This is a genomic window from Agrococcus sp. Marseille-Q4369, from assembly GCF_018308945.1.
GTDB lineage: Bacteria > Actinomycetota > Actinomycetes > Actinomycetales > Microbacteriaceae > Agrococcus.
On record NZ_CP070501.1, the window covers coordinates 611,185 to 629,816 of the forward strand.

The 18,632-nt window shown below is 71.0% G+C and carries 18 protein-coding genes; 8 read left to right on the forward strand and 10 right to left on the reverse strand.

Annotated features, from left to right (window positions below; all coding sequences use genetic code 11):
* Positions 1 to 21: 21 nt before the first annotated feature.
* The 4 genes from JSQ78_RS03170 to JSQ78_RS03185 all read left to right on the forward strand — a co-directional run bounded on the left by JSQ78_RS03170 (position 22) and on the right by JSQ78_RS03185 (position 3,687).
* The gene (locus JSQ78_RS03170; RefSeq protein WP_211449328.1) at positions 22 to 648 is read left to right on the forward strand and encodes a class I SAM-dependent methyltransferase; all 627 of its coding nucleotides are present in this window, start codon (positions 22 to 24) and stop codon (positions 646 to 648) included.
* Between the two features lie 73 nt (positions 649 to 721).
* Positions 722 to 1,567, forward strand: a complete 846-nt coding sequence (locus tag JSQ78_RS03175) for an SMP-30/gluconolactonase/LRE family protein (RefSeq protein WP_211449330.1) — start codon at positions 722 to 724, stop codon at positions 1,565 to 1,567.
* Positions 1,568 to 1,594: 27 nt separating this feature from the next.
* Entirely contained in the window at positions 1,595 to 2,308 is a 714-nt protein-coding gene (locus tag JSQ78_RS03180) for a ZIP family metal transporter (protein ID WP_211449332.1), read from the forward strand.
* A gap of 80 nt (positions 2,309 to 2,388) precedes the next feature.
* Positions 2,389 to 3,687, forward strand: coding sequence for an alpha-amylase family protein (locus JSQ78_RS03185; protein WP_211450484.1), 1,299 nt, complete (start codon positions 2,389 to 2,391; stop codon positions 3,685 to 3,687).
* Positions 3,688 to 3,695: 8 nt separating this feature from the next.
* Here JSQ78_RS03185 and JSQ78_RS03190 read toward each other — a convergent pair whose 3' ends face one another.
* A complete protein-coding gene (locus JSQ78_RS03190) occupies positions 3,696 to 4,733 on the reverse strand; it encodes a zinc-dependent alcohol dehydrogenase family protein (protein ID WP_211449334.1) in 1,038 nt (345 codons plus the stop codon).
* Between the two features lie 53 nt (positions 4,734 to 4,786).
* On the opposite strand from JSQ78_RS03190, the gene treS reads away from it, so the two are divergent.
* On the forward strand, positions 4,787 to 7,009 hold the full coding sequence (gene treS, locus JSQ78_RS03195; protein WP_211449336.1) for a maltose alpha-D-glucosyltransferase: 2,223 nt from the start codon (positions 4,787 to 4,789) through the stop codon (positions 7,007 to 7,009).
* Positions 7,010 to 7,102: 93 nt separating this feature from the next.
* Entirely contained in the window at positions 7,103 to 7,273 is a 171-nt protein-coding gene (locus tag JSQ78_RS03200) for a hypothetical protein (protein ID WP_156906033.1), read from the forward strand.
* A 14-nt stretch (positions 7,274 to 7,287) separates the two neighbouring features.
* On the opposite strand, the gene JSQ78_RS03205 is transcribed toward JSQ78_RS03200, so the two are convergent.
* Genes JSQ78_RS03205 through JSQ78_RS03220 form a run of 4 tightly spaced genes read right to left on the reverse strand, consistent with a single transcriptional unit; the run spans position 7,288 to position 9,899 of the window.
* A complete protein-coding gene (locus tag JSQ78_RS03205) occupies positions 7,288 to 7,752 on the reverse strand; it encodes a MarR family winged helix-turn-helix transcriptional regulator (RefSeq protein ID WP_249295857.1) in 465 nt (154 codons plus the stop codon).
* Between the two features lie 38 nt (positions 7,753 to 7,790).
* Complete coding sequence (locus JSQ78_RS03210) at positions 7,791 to 8,354, reverse strand: DUF7010 family protein (RefSeq protein ID WP_211449338.1); 564 nt, start codon at positions 8,352 to 8,354, stop codon at positions 7,791 to 7,793.
* Between the two features lie 58 nt (positions 8,355 to 8,412).
* Positions 8,413 to 9,267: a hypothetical protein gene (locus JSQ78_RS03215; protein ID WP_211449340.1), complete on the reverse strand. Its 855-nt coding sequence runs from the start codon at positions 9,265 to 9,267 to the stop codon at positions 8,413 to 8,415.
* Positions 9,264 to 9,899, reverse strand: coding sequence for a SatD family protein (locus tag JSQ78_RS03220; RefSeq protein WP_249295859.1), 636 nt, complete (start codon positions 9,897 to 9,899; stop codon positions 9,264 to 9,266). Before JSQ78_RS03220 ends, JSQ78_RS03215 begins: the two co-directional genes overlap by 4 nt.
* Positions 9,900 to 10,082: 183 nt before the next feature.
* On the opposite strand from JSQ78_RS03220, the gene JSQ78_RS03225 reads away from it, so the two are divergent.
* Positions 10,083 to 10,928 carry an alpha/beta fold hydrolase gene (locus tag JSQ78_RS03225; protein WP_211449342.1) on the forward strand — a complete coding sequence of 282 codons (846 nt, stop codon included), beginning with the start codon at positions 10,083 to 10,085 and terminating at the stop codon, positions 10,926 to 10,928.
* Positions 10,929 to 10,935: 7 nt separating this feature from the next.
* Here JSQ78_RS03225 and JSQ78_RS03230 read toward each other — a convergent pair whose 3' ends face one another.
* From JSQ78_RS03230 to JSQ78_RS03245, 4 genes are read right to left on the reverse strand one after another with little or no spacing between them, the layout of a single operon-like run.
* Positions 10,936 to 12,012, reverse strand: coding sequence for an ABC transporter ATP-binding protein (locus JSQ78_RS03230; RefSeq protein ID WP_211449344.1), 1,077 nt, complete (start codon positions 12,010 to 12,012; stop codon positions 10,936 to 10,938).
* 25 nt (positions 12,013 to 12,037) lie between these two features.
* On the reverse strand, positions 12,038 to 13,384 hold the full coding sequence (locus JSQ78_RS03235; RefSeq protein ID WP_211449346.1) for an ABC transporter substrate-binding protein: 1,347 nt from the start codon (positions 13,382 to 13,384) through the stop codon (positions 12,038 to 12,040).
* Positions 13,385 to 13,428: 44 nt separating this feature from the next.
* Positions 13,429 to 14,298: a carbohydrate ABC transporter permease gene (locus JSQ78_RS03240; RefSeq protein ID WP_211449348.1), complete on the reverse strand. Its 870-nt coding sequence runs from the start codon at positions 14,296 to 14,298 to the stop codon at positions 13,429 to 13,431.
* Positions 14,295 to 15,194: a carbohydrate ABC transporter permease gene (locus JSQ78_RS03245; protein ID WP_211449349.1), complete on the reverse strand. Its 900-nt coding sequence runs from the start codon at positions 15,192 to 15,194 to the stop codon at positions 14,295 to 14,297. The genes JSQ78_RS03240 and JSQ78_RS03245 overlap by 4 nt, the downstream gene beginning before the upstream one ends.
* Before the next feature lie 145 nt (positions 15,195 to 15,339).
* Between JSQ78_RS03245 and JSQ78_RS03250 the strand changes: the two genes are divergently transcribed.
* On the forward strand, positions 15,340 to 16,068 hold the full coding sequence (locus tag JSQ78_RS03250; RefSeq protein ID WP_211449351.1) for an NYN domain-containing protein: 729 nt from the start codon (positions 15,340 to 15,342) through the stop codon (positions 16,066 to 16,068).
* Between the two features lie 1,247 nt (positions 16,069 to 17,315).
* On the opposite strand, the gene JSQ78_RS03255 is transcribed toward JSQ78_RS03250, so the two are convergent.
* Positions 17,316 to 17,990 (reverse strand): HIRAN domain-containing protein, encoded by a 675-nt coding sequence (locus tag JSQ78_RS03255; protein ID WP_211449353.1) that lies wholly within the window; start codon positions 17,988 to 17,990, stop codon positions 17,316 to 17,318.
* Positions 17,991 to 18,632 lie beyond the last annotated feature (642 nt).

The following is an 18,632-nucleotide window of genomic DNA, read 5'->3' on the forward strand; positions in this document are numbered from 1 at the left end:
CGCCGACGAGGAGGAGCGCGGATGGCGAGCCGTGAGGACGCGACGGCGCGGCAGCGCCGGCTGTGGGACGAGGCCGCGCCCCGCTACGACCGCGGCATGCGGCCGCTCGAGCGGCTCTGGTTCGCGGGCGGCCACGAGTGGCTCGGCGCGAGGGCGCGCGGCCGCGTGCTCGACGTCGCCGTCGGCACCGGGGCGAACCTCCCGCACTACCCGCCCGACGCATCCGTCACCGGCCTCGACCTGAGCCCGCGCATGCTTGCCGAGGCGCGGCGGCGCGCGGCGGAGCTCGGCCGCGACGTCGAGCTCGTCGAGGGCGACGCCGAGCGGCTGCCGTACGCCGACGCGTCGTTCGACACCGTCGTGTGCGCCCTCGGCCTCTGCAGCATCCCGCGCCCCGCGGCCGCGATCGCCGAGATGCGCCGCGTGCTCGTGCCCGGCGGCACGCTGCTGCTGCTCGACCACGTGGCGAGCACCGCCTGGCCGCTGCGGGCGGCGCAGCGGCTCGTCGAGCAGCTGACGATCCGCGTCGCGGGCGAGCACTTCACGCGGCGGCAGCGGCCGCTCGTCGAGGCGGCAGGCTTCGAGGTCGTCGAGGCCGAGCGGCTGAAGGCAGGAACGGTCGAGCGGATCGCGGCGGTCAAGCGCTGACGGCGCCCCGCTCCTCCGCGGGCTCCCAGGTCGGCGCGCTTGGCTGGCTCCAGTCCCGAGCGAAGGAGAGCCGATGCGCGCCGAGCAGATCACCGACCCGATCGCGTACCACGGCGAGGGGCCCGTCTGGTCGGAGTGGTGGGGCGGGCTGCGCTGGCTCGACATGCTCGCCGGCGACATCCTCACGCTCACCGAGACCGGCATCGAGCGGCGGCACGTCGACGACATCGTCGCGTGCGTGCGCCCGCGGCGCGGCGGCGGCGCGGTCATCGGCGTCGAGCGGGGCTTCGCGCTCGAGGACCTCGACGGCACGCTCCACCGGCTGCCGGAGCTCTGGTCGTCGGGCGACATCCGCATGAACGAGGGCGGCTGCGATCCCGACGGGCGCTTCTACTGCGGCTCGATGGCCTACGACCAGTCCCCCGGCGCCGCATCCCTCCACCGCCTCGATCCCGACGGCGCGACGAGCACGGTGCTGACCGGCGTGACCGTCTCCAACGGCCTCGAGTGGAGCCCCGACAGCTCGCTCGCCTACTACGACGACACCCCGACGGGCGCCGTCGCGGTCTTCGACTACGCGCGCGAGACGGGGCTGACGAACCGGCGCGAGCTCGCCTCGCTCCCCGACGACGGCCACCCCGACGGGCTCACGGTCGATGCCGAGGGATGCGTGTGGGTCGCGGCCGTGAACCAGGGCGCGGTGCTGCGGTTCCGTCCCGACGGCACGCTCGACGGACGCGTCGAGGTGCCCGGCGTGACGAAGGTCACCGCGTGCGCGTTCGGCGGCGAGCGCCTCGACCGGCTCTTCATCACCACCTCACGCGAGGACCTCCCCGACGACGAGGAGCCGACCGCCGGCGCGCTCTTCGCCGTCGATCCCGGCGTCACGGGGCTGCCGGTGCGGGAGTTCGCGGGCTGAGCCGGGCTCTGGGCAGGAGGAGGAGCGGTGCCCGAGGCGCTGCTGTGGGGCGGGATCGCTGCCGGCTCCCTGCTCGCGGGGGCGCTGCTCGCCGTCGTCCGGCCGTGGTCCGACCGCACCGTCGGCGTCGTGCTCGCCTTCGGAGCGGGCGCGCTCATCGCCTCGGTCGCGTTCGAGCTCGCCGAGGCCGGCGTCGAGCAGGGCGGCCCCGTCGGGGTCGGGATCGGCCTCGCGCTCGGTGCGCTCGCCTACTTCGCCGCCGATCGCGCCGTCGAGCGCTGGTCGGGCCGGCGCGGCGGCGGCGCGGCCGGCTTCCCGCTCGCGGTCGGCGCGCTGCTCGACGGCATCCCCGAGCAAGCGGTGCTCGGGATCGGCCTGGCGGCGGGCGGCGGCGTGAGCGTGGCGCTGCTCGTCTCGATCTTCGTCTCCAACCTGCCCGAGTCGATCGGCGCATCCGCCGACATGCTGCGCGACGGTCGCTCGAGGCGCTTCGTGCTCGGGCTCTGGACCGCCGTCGCGGTCGTCTGCGCGCTCGCGGCCGTCGCCGGCCGACTGGTCGCGGACGCCGCATCCCCGGCGGTCGTCGGCACGATCGACGGCATCGCGGCCGGCGCGCTGCTCGTCATGCTCATCGACGCGATGATCCCCGAGGCGCGCGAGAAGGCGAAGTCGCTCGCGGGCCTCGCGACGGTCGTCGGCTTCGCGGTCGCGGCGGGCCTGTCGCTGCTCGGAGAGGCTTGACAGCGGGTTCGGTGCAGGATGGAGCGGTGACCGATCCTGCACCGCGACCGCACGCCGAGCCCGACTGGGTCCAGCACGTCATGTGGTGGCACGTCTACCCGCTCGGCTTCGTCGGCGCGCCCATCCGCCCCGACGCGCCGCCGGCCGAGACCGCGGTCGAGCATCGGCTCGGCCACCTCGAGGCGTGGCTCGACCACCTCGTCGCGCTCGGGCTCAACGGCTTGCAGCTCGGGCCGGTCTTCGCCTCCGCGACGCACGGCTACGACACGATCGACCACTTCCGCATCGATCCGCGGCTCGGCGACGAGGGCGACTTCGACCGGCTCGTCGCCGCGTGCCGCGAGCGCGGCATCCGCGTGCTGCTCGACGGCGTCTTCAACCACGTCGGCCGACCGCATCCCGCCTTCCTCGCACTCGAGGAGCAGGGGCGGGCGGCCGAGACCGCCGGCCTCTTCCGCGTCCACTGGGACAGCTGGTCGCCCGGCGAGCCGGTCCCCGCCGACGTGTTCGAGGGCCACGACCAGCTCGTCGCGCTCGACCACGACGCGGATGCGGTGGCCGACCTCGTCGTCGACGTCATGACCCACTGGCTCGAGCGCGGCATCGACGGCTGGCGGCTCGACGCGGCATACGCCGTGCCGCCTGCCTTCTGGGCTCGAGTGCTGCCGCGCGTGCGAGAGCGGTTCCCCGACGCCTACTTCACCGGGGAGGTCATCCACGGCGACGCCGCGGCGATCGTGCGCGAGTCGACGATGGACTCGTTGACGCAGTACGAGCTGTGGCAGGGCATCTGGCACGGCCTCGCCGATCGCAACTGCTTCGAGCTCGCGCACGCGATCGAGCGCCACAACGCCCTCGTGCGCGACTTCGTGCCCTCGACGTTCATCGGCAACCACGACGTGACGCGCATCGCGACCGCGGTCGGTCCGGAGCTCGTGCCGCATGCGATGGCCGTGCTCGCGACCGTCGCGGGCACCCCCTCCGTCTACGCGGGCGACGAGCTGAGCTTCGAGGCGCGCAAGGAGGAGCGGCTCGGCGGCGACGACGCCGTGCGGCCGGAGTTCCCCGCGGCGCCGCTGTCGCCCGACGCGCTCGAGCCGGCAGCCGCCCACGCGTACGGCGTGCACGCGTCGCTGCTCGCCCTCCGCCGTCGCCACGCGTGGCTGCACCGCGCGCAGACGGATGTCGTGCACCTCACCAACGAAGCGATCGTGCTGCGCACGGCGACCGACGCCGACCGCGTCATCACCGCGCTCAACCTCGCCGACGAGCCGGTCGAACTGCCGGCCGCCGACGCCTCGAGCGTCGAGGGGGGCGTCGCCGAGCTCGCAGACGGCGTCGTGCGACTCGGTGCGCGCGGCTGGGCGGTGCTCTCCTAGCGAGCGGCTCAGCGGCGCGGGTCGATCATCGTCACGCCAGCCGCGCTCGAGCGGTCGAAGCCGGGGAGCAGGGTCGCGGCCTCCTCGAGCGAGACCGTGCGCTCGATGAGCCGCTGCGGCTCGAGCACGCCGCGCTCGATGAGGGCGAGCATGCCCGGGTAGTCGGCCGCCGCCATGCCGTGGCTGCCGAGCACGTCGAGCTCCCACGCGATGACGCGGTCCATCGGCACGCGGGGGTGCCCGTCGACGGGCGGCAGGAGGCCGATCTGCACGTGGCGGCCGCGACGACGCAGGCCCAGCACCGCATCCGACGCCGTCTGCTCGCTCCCGACAGCGTCGACCGCCACGTGCGCGCCGCCGTCCGTGATCGCCGCGACCTCGGTCGGCACGTCGCGCCCGTCGGCGAGCACGGTGGCCTCCGCGCCGAGGGAGGCGGCGAGCTCGAGCGCCGCCGGGTTGCGGTCGACCGCCACGACGCGGGCGTCGAGCGCGCGGGCGATCATGACGGCGCTGAGGCCCACGCCGCCGGCACCGACGACCGCGACCCACTCCCCCGACCGCACGCGGGCACGCGCGACGAGTGCGCGGTAGGCGGTCGCGAAGCGGCAGCCGAGCGCCGCCGCCGTCGCGGCGTCGACGCCGTCGGGCACCCGGACGAGGTTCGCGTCGGCAGCGTGCAGCGCGACGCGCTCGGCGAAGGAGCCCCAGTGCGTGAAGCCCGGCTGCTGCTGCGCCGGGCACACCTGCGCGTCGCCCGCGAGGCACCAATCGCAGCGCCCGCAGCCGCACACGAACGGCACCGTCACGCGGTCGCCGACGCGCCACCGCTCGACGCCCTCGCCCACCTCGGCGACGATGCCCGCGAGCTCGTGGCCCGGCACGTGCGGGAAGGCGATGTCGTCGTGGCCGGCCCACGCGTGCCAGTCGCTGCGGCACAGGCCCGTCGCGTGCACCTCGACCACGACGCCTCCCGCAGGAGCGACCGGCGACGGCACGTCGCGCACGGCGGGAGTCGAGCGGACGGCGTCGATCAGGAGGGCACGCATGCCTCGATCCTGGCAGGACGGCACGCCCAACCGAGAGTGATAGACATGCAGGCGTGGATGAGCCCGACGAGCACGGCACCGAGATCACCTACGACGAGCAGCGATACCCCGCTCGTCCCCGCCGCCTGCGCCCGCGCGACCAGTTCCGCAGCGGCAGCGTGCGGCGGTTCCGCACCGACCCGCGCACCGCGAACGCATCCAACCCCTCCTACGTCGAGTGGCTCGTGCGCCAGTCGATGCTCAAGGACGCCGACGTGCTCAGCCGGCAGCTCTCGGGCCAGCCGTCGATGTGGCGCAACCCCTACGCCCGCCCCGACGCGCGGCGCGCGATCGGCGTCGCCGACGTGTGGTTCACCGCCTACCCGATCTCGCTCATCACCCGGCCGGGCCAGTCGTTCCTCGACGCGCTCGGCGAGGAAGCGCTCTGGGCGGCCTTCGAGCACATCGGCATCAACGGCCTGCACACGGGCCCCGTGAAGCGCGCCGGCGGCATCACCGACTGGATGGAGACGCCGAGCGTCGACGGCCACTTCGACCGCATCAGCACGCAGATCGATCCCGCCTTCGGCGACGAGGATGCGTTCCGTCGGCTCTCCGACGTGGCTGAGGAGCACAGCGGCTCGATCATCGACGACATCGTGCCCGGCCACACCGGCAAGGGCGCCGACTTCCGGCTCGCCGAGATGGCGTTCAAGGACTACCCCGGGATCTACCACATGGTCGAGATCCCGCCGGAGGACTGGCACCTGCTGCCCGAGGTGCCGGAGGGCCGCGACGCGGCCAACCTGGACGCGACCGCCGAGCGCGAGCTGAGCGACCGCGGCTACATCATCGGCGAGCTGCAGCGCGTCATCTTCTACATGCCCGGCGTGAAGGAGACGAACTGGAGCGCGACGCCGCCCGTGCTCGGCGTCGACGGCGTCGAGCGCCGCTGGGTCTACCTCCACTACTTCAAGCAGGGGCAGCCGTCGATCAACTGGCTCGACCCGACCTTCGCGGGCATGCGGCTCGTGATCGGCGACGCGCTCCACTCGCTCGGCGACCTCGGCACGAGCGCGCTGCGCCTCGACGCGAACGGCTTCCTCGGGGTCGAGAAGAGCGCGGAGGGCCTGCCCGCCTGGTCGGAGGGGCATCCGCTCTCCCACGCCGCGAACCACATCATCGCCGGCATGGTGCGGAAGGTGGGCGGCTTCACGTTCCAGGAGCTCAACCTCACGATCGAGGACATCCGCGACACGAGCGCGGTCGGCGCCGACCTCTCCTACGACTTCGTCAGCCGGCCCGGCTACCACCACGCGCTCGCGACCGGCGACACCGAGTTCCTGCGGCTCACGCTCATGTCGTCGCTCGAGCTCGGCGTCGAGCCGGTCGGGCTCGTGCACGGCCTGCAGAACCACGACGAGCTCACCTACGAGCTCGTGCACTGGGCGACGCGGCACCGCGACGAGGTCTACCCCTTCCGGCACAAGGAGATCACCGGCGGCGAGCTCGCCGAGCTCATCCGCGCCGAACTCACCGAGACGCTCACCGAGCAGGCCGACTGCAACCGCGTCTTCACGCAGAACGGCATCGCGTGCACGAGCGCGTCGCTCATCGCGGCGACGCAGGGCTTCGCGACGCTCGACGACATCACCGAGGACGCGGTGCCGGCGATCCGCGATGCGCACATCCTGCTCGCGAAGTACAACGCGTGGCAGCCGGGCGTCTTCGCGCTCTCGGGCTGGGATCTCACGGGCATGCTCACGCTCCCCGCCGACGACGTGCGCGAGCTCATCGACACGGGCGACACGCGCTGGATCGAGCGCGGCGCGCACGACCTGATCGACGCCGCGCCCGACGCGATGACGTCGTCGGCAGGCATGCCGCGCGGCCGCTCGCTCTACGGCTCGCTCCCCTCGCAGATCGAGGAGCCGGGATCGTTCGTGAACCGGCTCGCCGAGGTGCTGCAGATCCGCCGCGACCACGGCGTCGCGACCGCGACGCAGCTCGACGTGCCGCACGTCGCGCACCCCGCGATGCTCGTCCTCGTGCACCGGCTCGACGACGGCAAGCCCGACGCCGATGACGCGCCGATCCAGGTGACGGTGCTGAACTTCTCGGGCGAGGGCGTCGACGGCACGGTGCACTCCGAGGCGCTGCCGACCCAGCACGCGGTGATCGATGCCGCGACCGGCGAGGCCATCGGCCACGTCGACGACCTGCAGAGCTTCAGCGTGAGCCTGCCACCCTACGGCGGGCTGTTCCTGACGCTCGAGCCGGTCGCGCAGGAGGACTGAGCCGCCGCTCGCGCTGCTCGGTCCGGCGACGGCCGGATCGCCGATATGCTTAGTGCGCTAAGTATTCGGCGACCCGAGGAGACCGGTCCGATCATGCAGGAGCCGACCGCGCGCCACCAGGGCTGGCCCCACGACCGCGACCCGCAGAGCTTCACGCGAGGCGACATCCTCGCCTGGCGAGTCGTCGGCTACTGCGCGGCAGCCGTGACCGTCGTCGGCACGACGGCCGCGGTGATCGCGTTCGTGGTGCTCGCGAACGCCTGAGCGGGCTTCGCTCGTCAGGCGTCCGCGCCGTCGACCGCGGCGATGAGCCGCGTCATGAGGCGGTGCAGCTGCTCGAGCTCCTCGCGGTCGAGCCCGAGTCGCTGCATCATCTCCCCCGGCACGGCGAGCGCCCGCTCGCGCAGCTGCGCTCCGCGCTCGGTGAGCGTGATGTCGAGCGTGCGCACGTCGTCGGCGCGCCTCGCGCGAGCGACGAGCCCCGCGGCTTCGAGCCGCTTGACGAGCGGCGAGAGCGTCGCCGGCTCGAGGCGCAGCTGCTCGGCCAGCTGGCGCAGCGAGAGCGAGCGCGAGCCCCAGAGCGCGAGCATCACGAGGTATTGCGGGTGCGAGAGGCCGAGCGGCTCGAGCACGGGCCGGTAGGCGCCGACGACGCTGCGGGACGCCACCGACAGCGCGAAGCACACCTGGCGCTCGAGCGCCAGGTCGTCCCGCTCCTGCACGGGCAGCTCGTCGTGCGCCACGCGACGATCCTACGCGCGCACTCCCCCGCGGGTCGGCGCTAGGACGCGGCGAGGGATGACGGCACCGAGCGCTCGACCTGGGCCGATGCACGCAGGACGAAGGCGAACGCGACGAGCAGGAGTCCGTTGGCCCAGCCGGCGGCGGGCATCCAGGGCTCCTGCCACTGCGCGAAGGCGACGCCGCCGACGATCATGAGCCCGGCGAGCACCGCGAAGAGCCGCATCCCGTAGAGGAAGACGAACGGCAGGTAGTGGGCGCCCACGATCACCATGCTCGCGGGGAAGAACAGGTGCTCCCGACCGCCGATGAGCGCGATGACGACCAGCAGGCCGAGGGGCACGGTGAAGGCGATCTGGCTCGCGAGCCCCGCCATCGGGTGGCCGGCCGGGAGCGACCACGGGCGCCCGGACAGTCGGAGCGCGAGCGTCGTGAGCGTGAAGATCAGGATGCCGCCGAGGAAGAGCGCCGCGACGCCGGCCACGGGCGAGACCCAGGTCGCGACGGCCGCCGCGGCTAGCCACACCGCGCCGGAGACCAGCTGCCCGTAGAAGCCGTGCGCATACGTGCGCCGCACGTCTTGCTGTGCGTTCCCGATGTCCACGCTGGAAGTATGGCAGGGCGACGACGATCCGGTGGAACCGGGCACCGCCGGCGCCGCACTACGACCGAGCGACGACCGTGAGCACCGCGAGGCTCGCGAGCAGGAAGCTGCAGAGGGTTCCGACGAGGAACTCCTCCGCCTTCGTGCCGCCCGAGCGGTCGGCAGAGATCTCGGGGAAGCGCACGACGCCCTTCGCTGCGACGAGCCCCGCGATGACGACGGGCATCCCCGCGAGCAGCGACGCGAACACGAGCACGCGCTCGAGCGGTCCCACGATGCGCCCGCCGCGGAAGCCGCTCACGGTCGCCTCCGGCTCGTCCTTCCGCACGACGGCGAGCTCCCTGTCGCGGCGCAGCACGCGCCACGCCGTGCTCCTCTGCGGCGGCGCGTCGCTCGGCTCGTCCGTTCGACGGGCCGCGGCGACGATCGCGCGCACGAGTGCGTTGCTCGTCGGCCCGAGGAAGACCAGCGCTGCGATCGCGACGACGACGACGCTCGGCGCGAGAGCCTCCGCCTGCGCACTGTCGGCGAGCATGCGAGCGAGCGGCGCGTCCGCGTCGACCGCGGTGCCGTCGACCAGCACCGCGAGCGCGATCGCGGCAGCCGTCAGCACGAAGCCGGAGACCGCGGCGAGGCGCGCTCGAGCGGCGAGCAGCACGGTCGCGAGGGCGGAGACCACGAGCGCGACGACGGCGGACGCCCACGGCAGGCCGGTCGTGAGAACGAGCGCGACCGCAGCGATCACCCAGGCGGCGCCAGCCCACCCCCAGTCGGGGCCACGCAGCGCGAGGCGCGGTGCTCGCGATGCACCGGCGGTCCGCGTCTCGTCAGCTACGTGCCCCGTGGCGAGCGAACGGGCGCTCAGCGCGAGGTGCCCGAGCCCCATGACGAGCATGATCGCTGCCGCGGTCACGACCGGGCTCCCTCGAGCTGACGCAGCATCTCGACGACCGCCGCAGCGCCGGAACGGTGCCAGCTCTGCGAGACGGCCGACTGGCGGATGCCCTCAGCCTCGGCGGTGCGCGCTTGCGGCACCTCCTCCAGGCCCGCTAGCGCGATTCGGCGATCCCGCGGCCGCATGCCCGACACGACGTGGTCCCGCAGCAGCAGGAGGCCGCGAACGGCCTTCTCCTCGCTTCCGCCGTCGGGCACGAAGCCCGTCGTCGCACGGCTCCGCCCCGAGCGCTGCGCTTGCTTCACGTGATCGATCGCCTCCCGAGCGCGCCACCAGGCGCTGCCGTCTCGGATGGGGACCGTGCCAGTCGCGTCGACGACGCGGTCCTCGCCGACCCCGATGCCGAAGCGCAGCTCGAGCCCCTCGGGAAGCGACAGCCCGACGACGGTCGTCGCGACGACGGCGTGCTCGACGCTCGCGTAGACCGCCTGGAACTCATCCCCCACGGCCGCATACGCCGGTACCGCCGCCGGAGCGTGAACCTCAGCGCGTTCGAACGCATGCAGCACATGCTCCTGCGCCGCGCTGCGGTCAGCCAGGTCCCGGGACCCGACGATGTCGGCGATCACCGCCGCGGATGCTCTAGCCACGCAGATAAGTCTACAACTGATACCCCCGAACCATCACCTCTCCACTTATATTCTGGACGAATCAGCCTACGGCTGATCGGCGCCGCTCGCTGACCAGCCCGCACACCGCGCATCCGGGTCATGCCCAGGTCGGCCGCATGGCGCGTCGGCAGACTGGCGATCGAGCGAGCGATGAGGAGAGTCATGGCAGAGATCAGTGTGAACAAGCGGATGCTCGGGCTCAAGGACGTGCACGTCCACGTCGAGGAGCACGGCGCAGGGCGACCGGTCGTCCTCATCCACGGCTGGCCGCTCTCGGGCGCCTCATGGGAGGCGCAGGTGTCCGCCCTCGTCGACGCGGGCTACCGCGTCATCACCTACGACCGCCGTGGCTTCGGCCGGAGCGACAAGCCGAAGACCGGCTACGACTACGACACGCTCGCCGACGACCTCGCGGGTCTGCTCGACGCGCTCGACCTGCGCGACGTCACGCTCGTCGGCTTCTCGATGGGTGGCGGCGAGGTCGCCCGCTACATCGCCCGCCACGGCGAGGAGCGGCTGCGCAGCGTCGTCTTCGCCGCCGCGGTGCCGCCGCGCATGATGCGCTCGGCCGACAACCCGGAGGGCCCGCTCACGGCGGAGCAGGCGGGCGAGATGACGGCGCAGCTCACCGCCGACCGCGAGGCCTTCCTCGACGACTTCACGAAGCAGTTCTTCTCGCCGAACGCCGACGGCAACGTGCTCGTGAGCGAGCCGCAGCGGCAGCAAGCGATCGGGCTCGGCCTGCAGGCCGACAAGCTCGCGATGCTCGAGGCGATGCAGTCGTTCGGGCTGGCCGACTTCCGCGAGGACCTCACGAAGGTGACCGTGCCGACGCTCGTGCTGCACGGCGACGCCGACGGCATCGTGCCGTTCGAGGGGTCCGGCGCGCGCACGCACCGGGCGATCCCCGGGAGCGAGCTCGAGCTCATCGCGGGCGCGCCGCACGGCCTCAACGTGAGCCACGCATCCGAGTTCAACGCCGCGCTGCTGCGCTTCCTGGAGCGCTGAGCGCGCCTCAGCGCACGCGGTGCCCCGTCGAGGGCTCGAACGCGATGACGCTCGACGGGCGCACCGCGAACGCGAGCGCTTCGCCGATCGCGGGCCTGCTGCCCTTCGGCAGCCGTGCGGTCCAGCGCGCGCCGTGCCCGGTGCCGTAGACGAACGTGTCGGAGCCCAGCTCCTCGACGAGCTCGACCTCGATGCGCACGAGGCGCGCATCCGCTCCCGGGTGCGGCACGAGCTCGAGGTCCTCGGGGCGGATGCCGTAGGTCAGCGCGGGCGCGGAGTGCGGGGCGGCCGGGTGGAACGGCAGGGTGAGGTCGCCCACCCGGGCGCCCTCCGCATCCGACCAGGAGCCCTCGACGAGGTTCATCTGGGGCGAGCCGATGAAGCCCGCGACGAACAGCGTCTCGGGCTCGTCGTAGAGCTCGCGGGGCGAGCCGACCTGCTCGATGCGGCCCTGGTTCATGACCACCACGCGGTCGCCCATCGTCATCGCCTCGGTCTGGTCGTGCGTGACGTACACGGTCGTGACGTCGAGCGTGCGCTGCAGCGCCGCGATCTGGCCGCGCGTCTGCACCCGCAGCTTCGCGTCGAGGTTCGACAGCGGCTCGTCCATCAGGAAGACGGCCGGGCGGCGCACGATCGCGCGGCCCATCGCGACCCGCTGCCGCTGCCCGCCGGAGAGCTCGCGCGGCTTGCGGTCGAGCAGGTCGCCGAGCTCGAGCAGCTCGGCCGCCTCGGCGACGAGCCGCTGCCGCTCGGCGGCCGGCACCTTCGCGTTCTTCAGCGAGAACTCGATGTTGCCGGCCACCGTCATGTGCGGGTAGAGCGCATAGCTCTGGAACACCATGGCAACATCCCGCTGGCTGCCGTCGACGCCCGTGACGTCGCGGTCGCCGAACGCGATGCGGCCGGAGTCGGGGAACTCGAGTCCCGCGAGCGCGCGCAGCGTCGTCGACTTGCCGCACCCGGAGGGGCCGACGAGCACGAGGAGCTCGCCGTGCTCGATCTCGAGCTCGATCCCGTCGATCGATGGCCGCGAGGCGCCCGGGTAGGTGAGCGTGACGTCGTGCAGCGAGACGTTGACCATGGTGTGCTTCCTCCAGCGGTGTGCGTCAGCCCTCGAGCTGCGGCTTCAGGTCGTTCTCGTAGAGCCCCTCGAGCTCCGCCTGCATCGAGGCGAGCTCCTGCGCGACATCCCCGTCGGTGGTGAGGATGCGCTGCAGGCCGGTCGCGAGCACGAGGTCGCCGCCCGGCAGGAACACGCGCATGTAGTCCTGCGTGCGCGTGCGGGTGTTGAGCTGGTCGACCGCCACCTGGAAGTTCGGGTTCGCCTCGTAGAGCGAGCTCGCGTCGGCGTCGGCGCGCACCGGCACGTAGCCGGTCTCGGCGGAGAACGCGACGGTGCTCTCGGCGCTCGTGATGAAGTCGGCGAGCATCGCGGCGGCGAGCTGCTCCTGCGGGCTCGAGGCGGCGGCGATCGCGATCCCGGCGCCGCCGGTCGGCACCACGAGCTCCTGCTCGACCGGGCCGCCGGGCAGCATCGCGACGCCGACCTCGAAGGTGGCGGCCGCGGTCACGCCGCCGAGCGAGCCGGTCGAGCCGATGAACTGGCTCGTCGCGCCCGCCGCGAAGTCGTCGGCGGGCGAGTTGCTCGAGACGTTCGCCCACCCGTCCTGCACCGCGTCGCGGGCGAACTGCACGGCCTCGACGGTGCCGTCGCTCGTGATGAGGCTCGCGTCCCACTCGTCCGACCAGCCGCCGCCGTAGCCCCACACGAGGTTGTTCATCATCCAGGCCGGGTAGTCCTCGGCGGGCGGGAAGCTGAACGCGGTCTGCGTGATGCCGGCGTCGACGAGCGCCTGCGAGTTCGCCCGCACCTCGTCCCACGTCGTGGGCGCCTCGGCGATGCCGGCCGCCGCGTAGTGGTCCTTGTTGTAGTAGTAGATCGTCGTCGAGCGCGAGTACGGCACCGCGTAGTGGGCGCCCTCGTAGAGGTAGTCGTCGAAGAGCGTCGCGTTGTAGGTCGACGCGTCGCCGCCGGCTGCCTCGAGCACGTCGTCGAGGGCCAGGAGCGAGCCGTTCACGTAGTTCGTGAACCACGTCGCATCCGACATGATGACGAGGTCGCCGACGTCGCCGGAGGTCTGCGCGGTCTGGAAGCGCTGCGACACCTCCTCGTAGTTGGCGCCCGCGGTGACGATCTCGACCTCGATGCCGGTCTCCTCGGTGAACGCGTCGACGAGCTGCCGCTCGATCTCCTGTGAGCCGCCCGGGTGGTTGGTCCAGAAGGTGATCGACTCGGCGGGCTCGATCGAGGCCCAGTCGACCTCGGTCGCGGCGTCGGCGGAGCTCGCGCCGACGCTGGGGCCGCAGGCCGTCAGGGCGAGCGCGGCGACGCCCAGTGCGGCGATCGCGGTGGTGACGCGCCGGGTGCGCGCCGCGGGGATGCTCATGGACATGGTGCTCCTTCGGTGGATGAGCGGGTGGTGGTGGGGAGGAGGCGCTACTTGACGGCGCCCTGCGTGAGGCCGCTCACGATGAAGCGCTGCAGGGCGGCGAAGACGACCAGCACGGGCACGATGACGAGCACCGCGCCGGCCATGAGGTAGCCGTAGCTGCCGGTCTGGCCCTCGATCGACTGGAGGAGGTTGAGGCCGACGGGCAGGGTCATCGTGTCGACGGAGTCGGTGATGATGAGCGGCCACATGAAGCTGTTCCACTCGCCGACGATCGTGACGAGCGCGACGGTGGCGATCGTCGGGGCCGAGACCGGCACGATGATGCGCGAGAGCCGCTTGAGGTGGCCGGCGCCGTCGAGCCGTGCCGCCTCGACCAGGTCCTTCGGCAGCGTCTTGAAGTGCTGACGCAGCAGGAAGGTGCCGAAGGCGGTGCCGAGCCCGGGGAGGATAATGCCCCAGAGGGTGTTGCGTCCGCCGAGCGCCGAGATCGTCAGGTAGTTCGGCAGCAGTGCGGCCTCCGGCGGCACCATGAGCGCGACGAGCACCGCGATGAAGACCGCGTCCTTGAAGCGGAAGTCGACGAACACGAGCGCGTACGCGGTCGTGATGGCGAGCAGCACCTTGATGGCCGAGCCCACGACCGTGACGATCACGCTGTTGCGGAGCACGGTGAGCAGCGGCACGGTGTCGGCGACGTGGCGGTAGTTGTCGAGCGTCGGCTCCTGCGGCCACAGCGTCGGCTGCATCGTGATGATCTCCGACGCCGGCTTGAACGACGCGATCGCCATCAGGGCGAGCGGCAGCACGATGACCGCCGTCGCGAGCAGGATCGGCAAATAGCCGCCCAGGAGCGTCGACGCGAGGTTGCGGCGCGAGAACGCCTGCCGCCAGTCGCTCAGGTGGGTGGAGCTCATGCGTAGTGCACCCGCTTCTCGACGAACCGCATCTGGAAGGCGGTGATGGCGAAGAGCACGACGAACAGCACGACCGAGATCGCGGCGGCGTAGCCGGCGTTCTGGTACGGCCCGAAGCCCTGCAGGTAGAGCTCGAAGACGATCGTGTTCGTGCCGTTCCCCGACGGCGTCATGATCTTGAGGATGTCGAACGCCTGCATCGAGCTCAGGATGGTCGTGACCGTCAGGAAGAAGACCGTCGGCGACAGCAGCGGCAGCGTCAGCTTGACGAAGCGGGTGAGCGCGCCCGCCCGGTCGATCCGCGCCGCCTCGATGAGGTCCTTCGGGATCGACTGCAGGCCGGCGAGGAAGACGACGGCGCAGAAGCCAACGTTCTTCCAGACGTAGACGATCATCACCATCAGGAGCGCGAGGTCCCCGTCGAGGTACCACTCGGGCGAGCGAGCGCCGAGAGCGCGGAAGGCGTGGCCGAGCAGCCCCAGCTGCGGGTCGAAGATGAAGTTCCACACCATGCCGACCCCGACGCCCGAGAGCACGTAGGGCGAGAAGATCGCCGTCCTGCCGGCGGTGACGCCGGGGATGCGGTGGTTGAGCGCGAGGGCGACGAGGAGCCCGAGCACCATGGATGCGACGACGGTGACGAGCGTGAACGTGATCGTCACGCGCCACATCTCGGCGCCCTGCGGCGACGTGAAGAGCCGCACGTAGTTGTCGAAGCCGGCACTCGTCGCGCTGGTCGAGCCCATCCGCCAGTTGAGCGTCGAGTAGTAGGCGTTGCTCAGCAGCGGGAAGTAGATGAAGGTGCCGATGAGCAGCAGGTTCGGCCCGGCGAACGCGAGGAAGATCCACGCATCGCGGCGCCGCTGACGGCGGCGATGAGGGTTCTCGACGGGCACCCGCTGAGGCTCGCTGGCCGCGCTGAATCGTAACTGTCCTCACAGCGACCTGAAGGGGTGCTTCAGGTGAACTGGACGTTATCTGATCGAACCGCATGCAGCGCCGCCGCGCGGGATCGCTCGCCGCTCCTGCCATGCTTGCCGCGTGGCGCATCCCAACGACCTGCTCGCCGTCCTGATCGACGCCGACAACGTGCCGCCTTCGCGCGCCGCCGCGGTGCTCGCGGAGGTCGCACGCTTGGGCACCGCCTCCGTGAAGCGCGTCTACGGCGACTGGACCAAGCCGAACCTCGGAGGCTGGAAGAAGGTCGCGAGCGAGCACGTCATCCAGCCCATGCAGCAGTTCGCGAACACGGCGGGCAAGAACGCCACCGACAGCGCACTGATCATCGACGCGATGGATCTGCTCTACACGCGCCGGTTCCAGGGGTTCTGCATCGTCTCCTCCGACAGCGACTTCACGAGGCTCGCCTCGCGCATCCGCGAAGAAGGAGTGACGGTCTACGGCTTCGGCGAGCGCAAGACCCCCGAAGCCTTCCGCAACGCGTGCGATCGGTTCACCTACTTCGAGGTGCTCGACGTGCGAGACCAGCTCGTCGACGGGAGCGCCGCGGCTGTCGTACGCGATCGCGTGCCTGTGGCGCAGCTGCAGGCCGACTCCCGGCTCATCGCACAGCTGCGAGGCAGCGCGGCGACCGCGTCCGGCGAGGATGGCTGGGCGAACCTCGCGACCGTCGGATCGCTGCTGCGCAAGCAGCACCCCGATTTCGACTCTCGCAACTGGGGCTATGCGAAGCTCTCCGACTGGTGCGGGCAACGGAGCTGTTCGCGATCGAGCCACGCGCTGGCGGCGGCCTACAGCTCCAGCCGCTGAAGACGGCGACGAGTTGACTGCACGCGGCGAGGCCTCTCCACCCACACCGTCGACCCCGACCGCACCTACTGGCGCAACCAAGAAAGGAGCCCCGGCCGCTGGCCAGAGCTCCTCCCCGATATGAACGATGACGCGGAACATCTATGAACGATGTCCCGCGTCATCACATCGTGGATCTGGGGGGGACTCGAACCCCCGACCCCCTGACGAGCGCAACAGTACCCTTCATGCCCGGATTTCCGCTGTTGTCATGGTGTTTCGCACGCCACATGTCTACACGCATCACTGGGCATCTACTGGTTTTCCGGGCACAATTCCGGGCACTCGGCGTCACAGACCGCCGACAGCCCTTGCTCGATCGCCACGACGATTCGAGGACAAGCGGAGAATCAGCGGCGCTCGCCGAGCTCTCCGCCGGTCGTCTCGCGGCGGCGCGCCACAGCCCCCGATCGGCGCTTCGCATGGGCTCTCACCGCGGCACGGCATCGTGCAGAGAGCTTCTCGGGCCTAGACGGGCACCGAGTGACACCACCCGCTATGGAGCTCGTCAAGCACTGAACCGTCGCTGACTGCTCGCGCCTGAGCCTTGGTGCGATCGGCTATTGGCACCGGATTCATCCGCGCGTCGTGGGCCGCAGCAAGCCGACCTGGATAGGCAGAGGGAGTCTCGTAGAATCGCGCGTCACCCAGGAGGCGCTTCACGACCGGCGGGCTCGCGCCGAGTTCGCGAGCGATCTGAGCATGTGACAGACCCGTTCGTTGGAAGCTCAGAGCGGCGCGACAGCGATCGATTCGCCCCCTCATGGCAGCAAGCGCTTGATCCGACATGCCGCGTCGCTTCGCGGAGTCGCTCGGGGCGTTCCCTGCAATGTGTTGCGTCTCTGCCGCCGTGACACCCAACTGCGCTGCGACCTCCGCTGGAGCCGCTCCTTGGGTGGCCAAGGCTCGAAGTCGCGGCTCCAACAGCGCGGACCGCTGGCTCCTGAGGTGTGTCACTGACACACCCCGCTCTCTTCGCACGCTGTCTACAGTGCTCTTCGCGAGCCCGACAAGCCTGGCGATTTCGGCGCTGTCTAAGCCTTGCCTCGCCAGGTCCACGATTCGCGCCTTGCGCTTCTCACGAGCTCTGTCCTCCGCCTCCCGCGCTTCCCATCGCACCTCCTGCAGGAAGGTGTGCGCATAGAACGGCAGAGCATCGGCGACCGGTCGGGTCGGGATCGCGAGCTGAAGTTCGGGGCGGTTAGCTCTTAAGACTGCGGGCATCTCGTCATCGCTGAAGTGGAAGCCCCCGCCACCACAGCGGCGCGGACTTCCTCCGAGAGTTGCTGCCACAGCACGCCGAAGCGCTTCGTCATGGTGTCGATCGACGGCATATGCCGGCGGAGCACATGAAACGTAGGGAGAGCTACAAACATCTGCGCGCTTGCGGAAGTGGATTCGCTGCGGAAGAACGTGCCTGCGACGAGCACTCGGTGCCCGAGCACGTTCAGCTGCCGCACCATCCAATGAGCGTGCTCCGCGTAACTCGCCGGTGCATACCCGATCTGGTGCCCGTTGAGGTAGATAGCGACCGCCGTCGAGTCGTACGGATTCCCGGGTTGCGGCACCAGTTCGGCATAGACCTGGTGCGGCTCTCCTGAGCCGAGGCTGCTCCATGTCTCCGCCCGCCGGAACTCCGTGCCGCGAACCGCCCTCCAGATCGCAGGAAGGTCGTCGAAAGGGCGCTTGTCGTGCGGAGCCACAGTCGCAGCTGCGCTATGGTCGACGACCACGAGCTGGCCCGCGGGGGCGACGTACTCCCCTGGGCCACTGACATATTGCGCGTCCATCGCGCGTTCCCATGCGCGCAGTTCAGCACCGCTCTTCAGACCAGCGAGCTCTTCGAACTGGAACTGCGATCTGGGCTTCTTCGGGTCTTTCACGTGCTCAGGCTATGGCTTCCCGGTACCGCGCTTGGGTCAGCGACTCCTGCGTCCCGGGCGACTACGACGCGCCGCCATTGGGATCCGTCCCTCGTGTGGGCCCGGTGTGCGGGCCGGCAGTCCGACATGGCGCTTACGTTCCGGCGCTATTCGTACGACGCGGGGGTCACTGTCTCCGCGCCTAGAGGGTCGAGCGCCAGCTCTCACGGGCCGTCATCGGTGCCCTCAGGGGGTAGCTGAAACCCCGGACTTGGCACGAGGCGGTGTGCGCTGAAGAGCCATGCTCGCTCGGTACAGCAGGATGCCCTCGAGCTCACCGTCCGCCTACTCGATACGCAAGTCCAGGCTGTGCGCTTGCGGGAAGCCACGTGAGTGCGCCTGGGCTCGCTTATCGAGGAGATGACCGAGGCGCACGACGCACCCGACCATCTGCATGATGTCCCGGTGGTAAGTCCGGTCCGCTTCACTCGCATCGTGACTCGGCCTTACGTAGCGGTAAGCCGGACTCGCATGGCATGCCCCCTGCATGCCACGCTGCGCCGATAACGCTCGGAAATGGCCAATTCTGCCTCCCGCATCTACCCCCACGTACGCCTACGCGCTCGTTGCACTCTTGACCACACTCTTTACTCATCCCACATC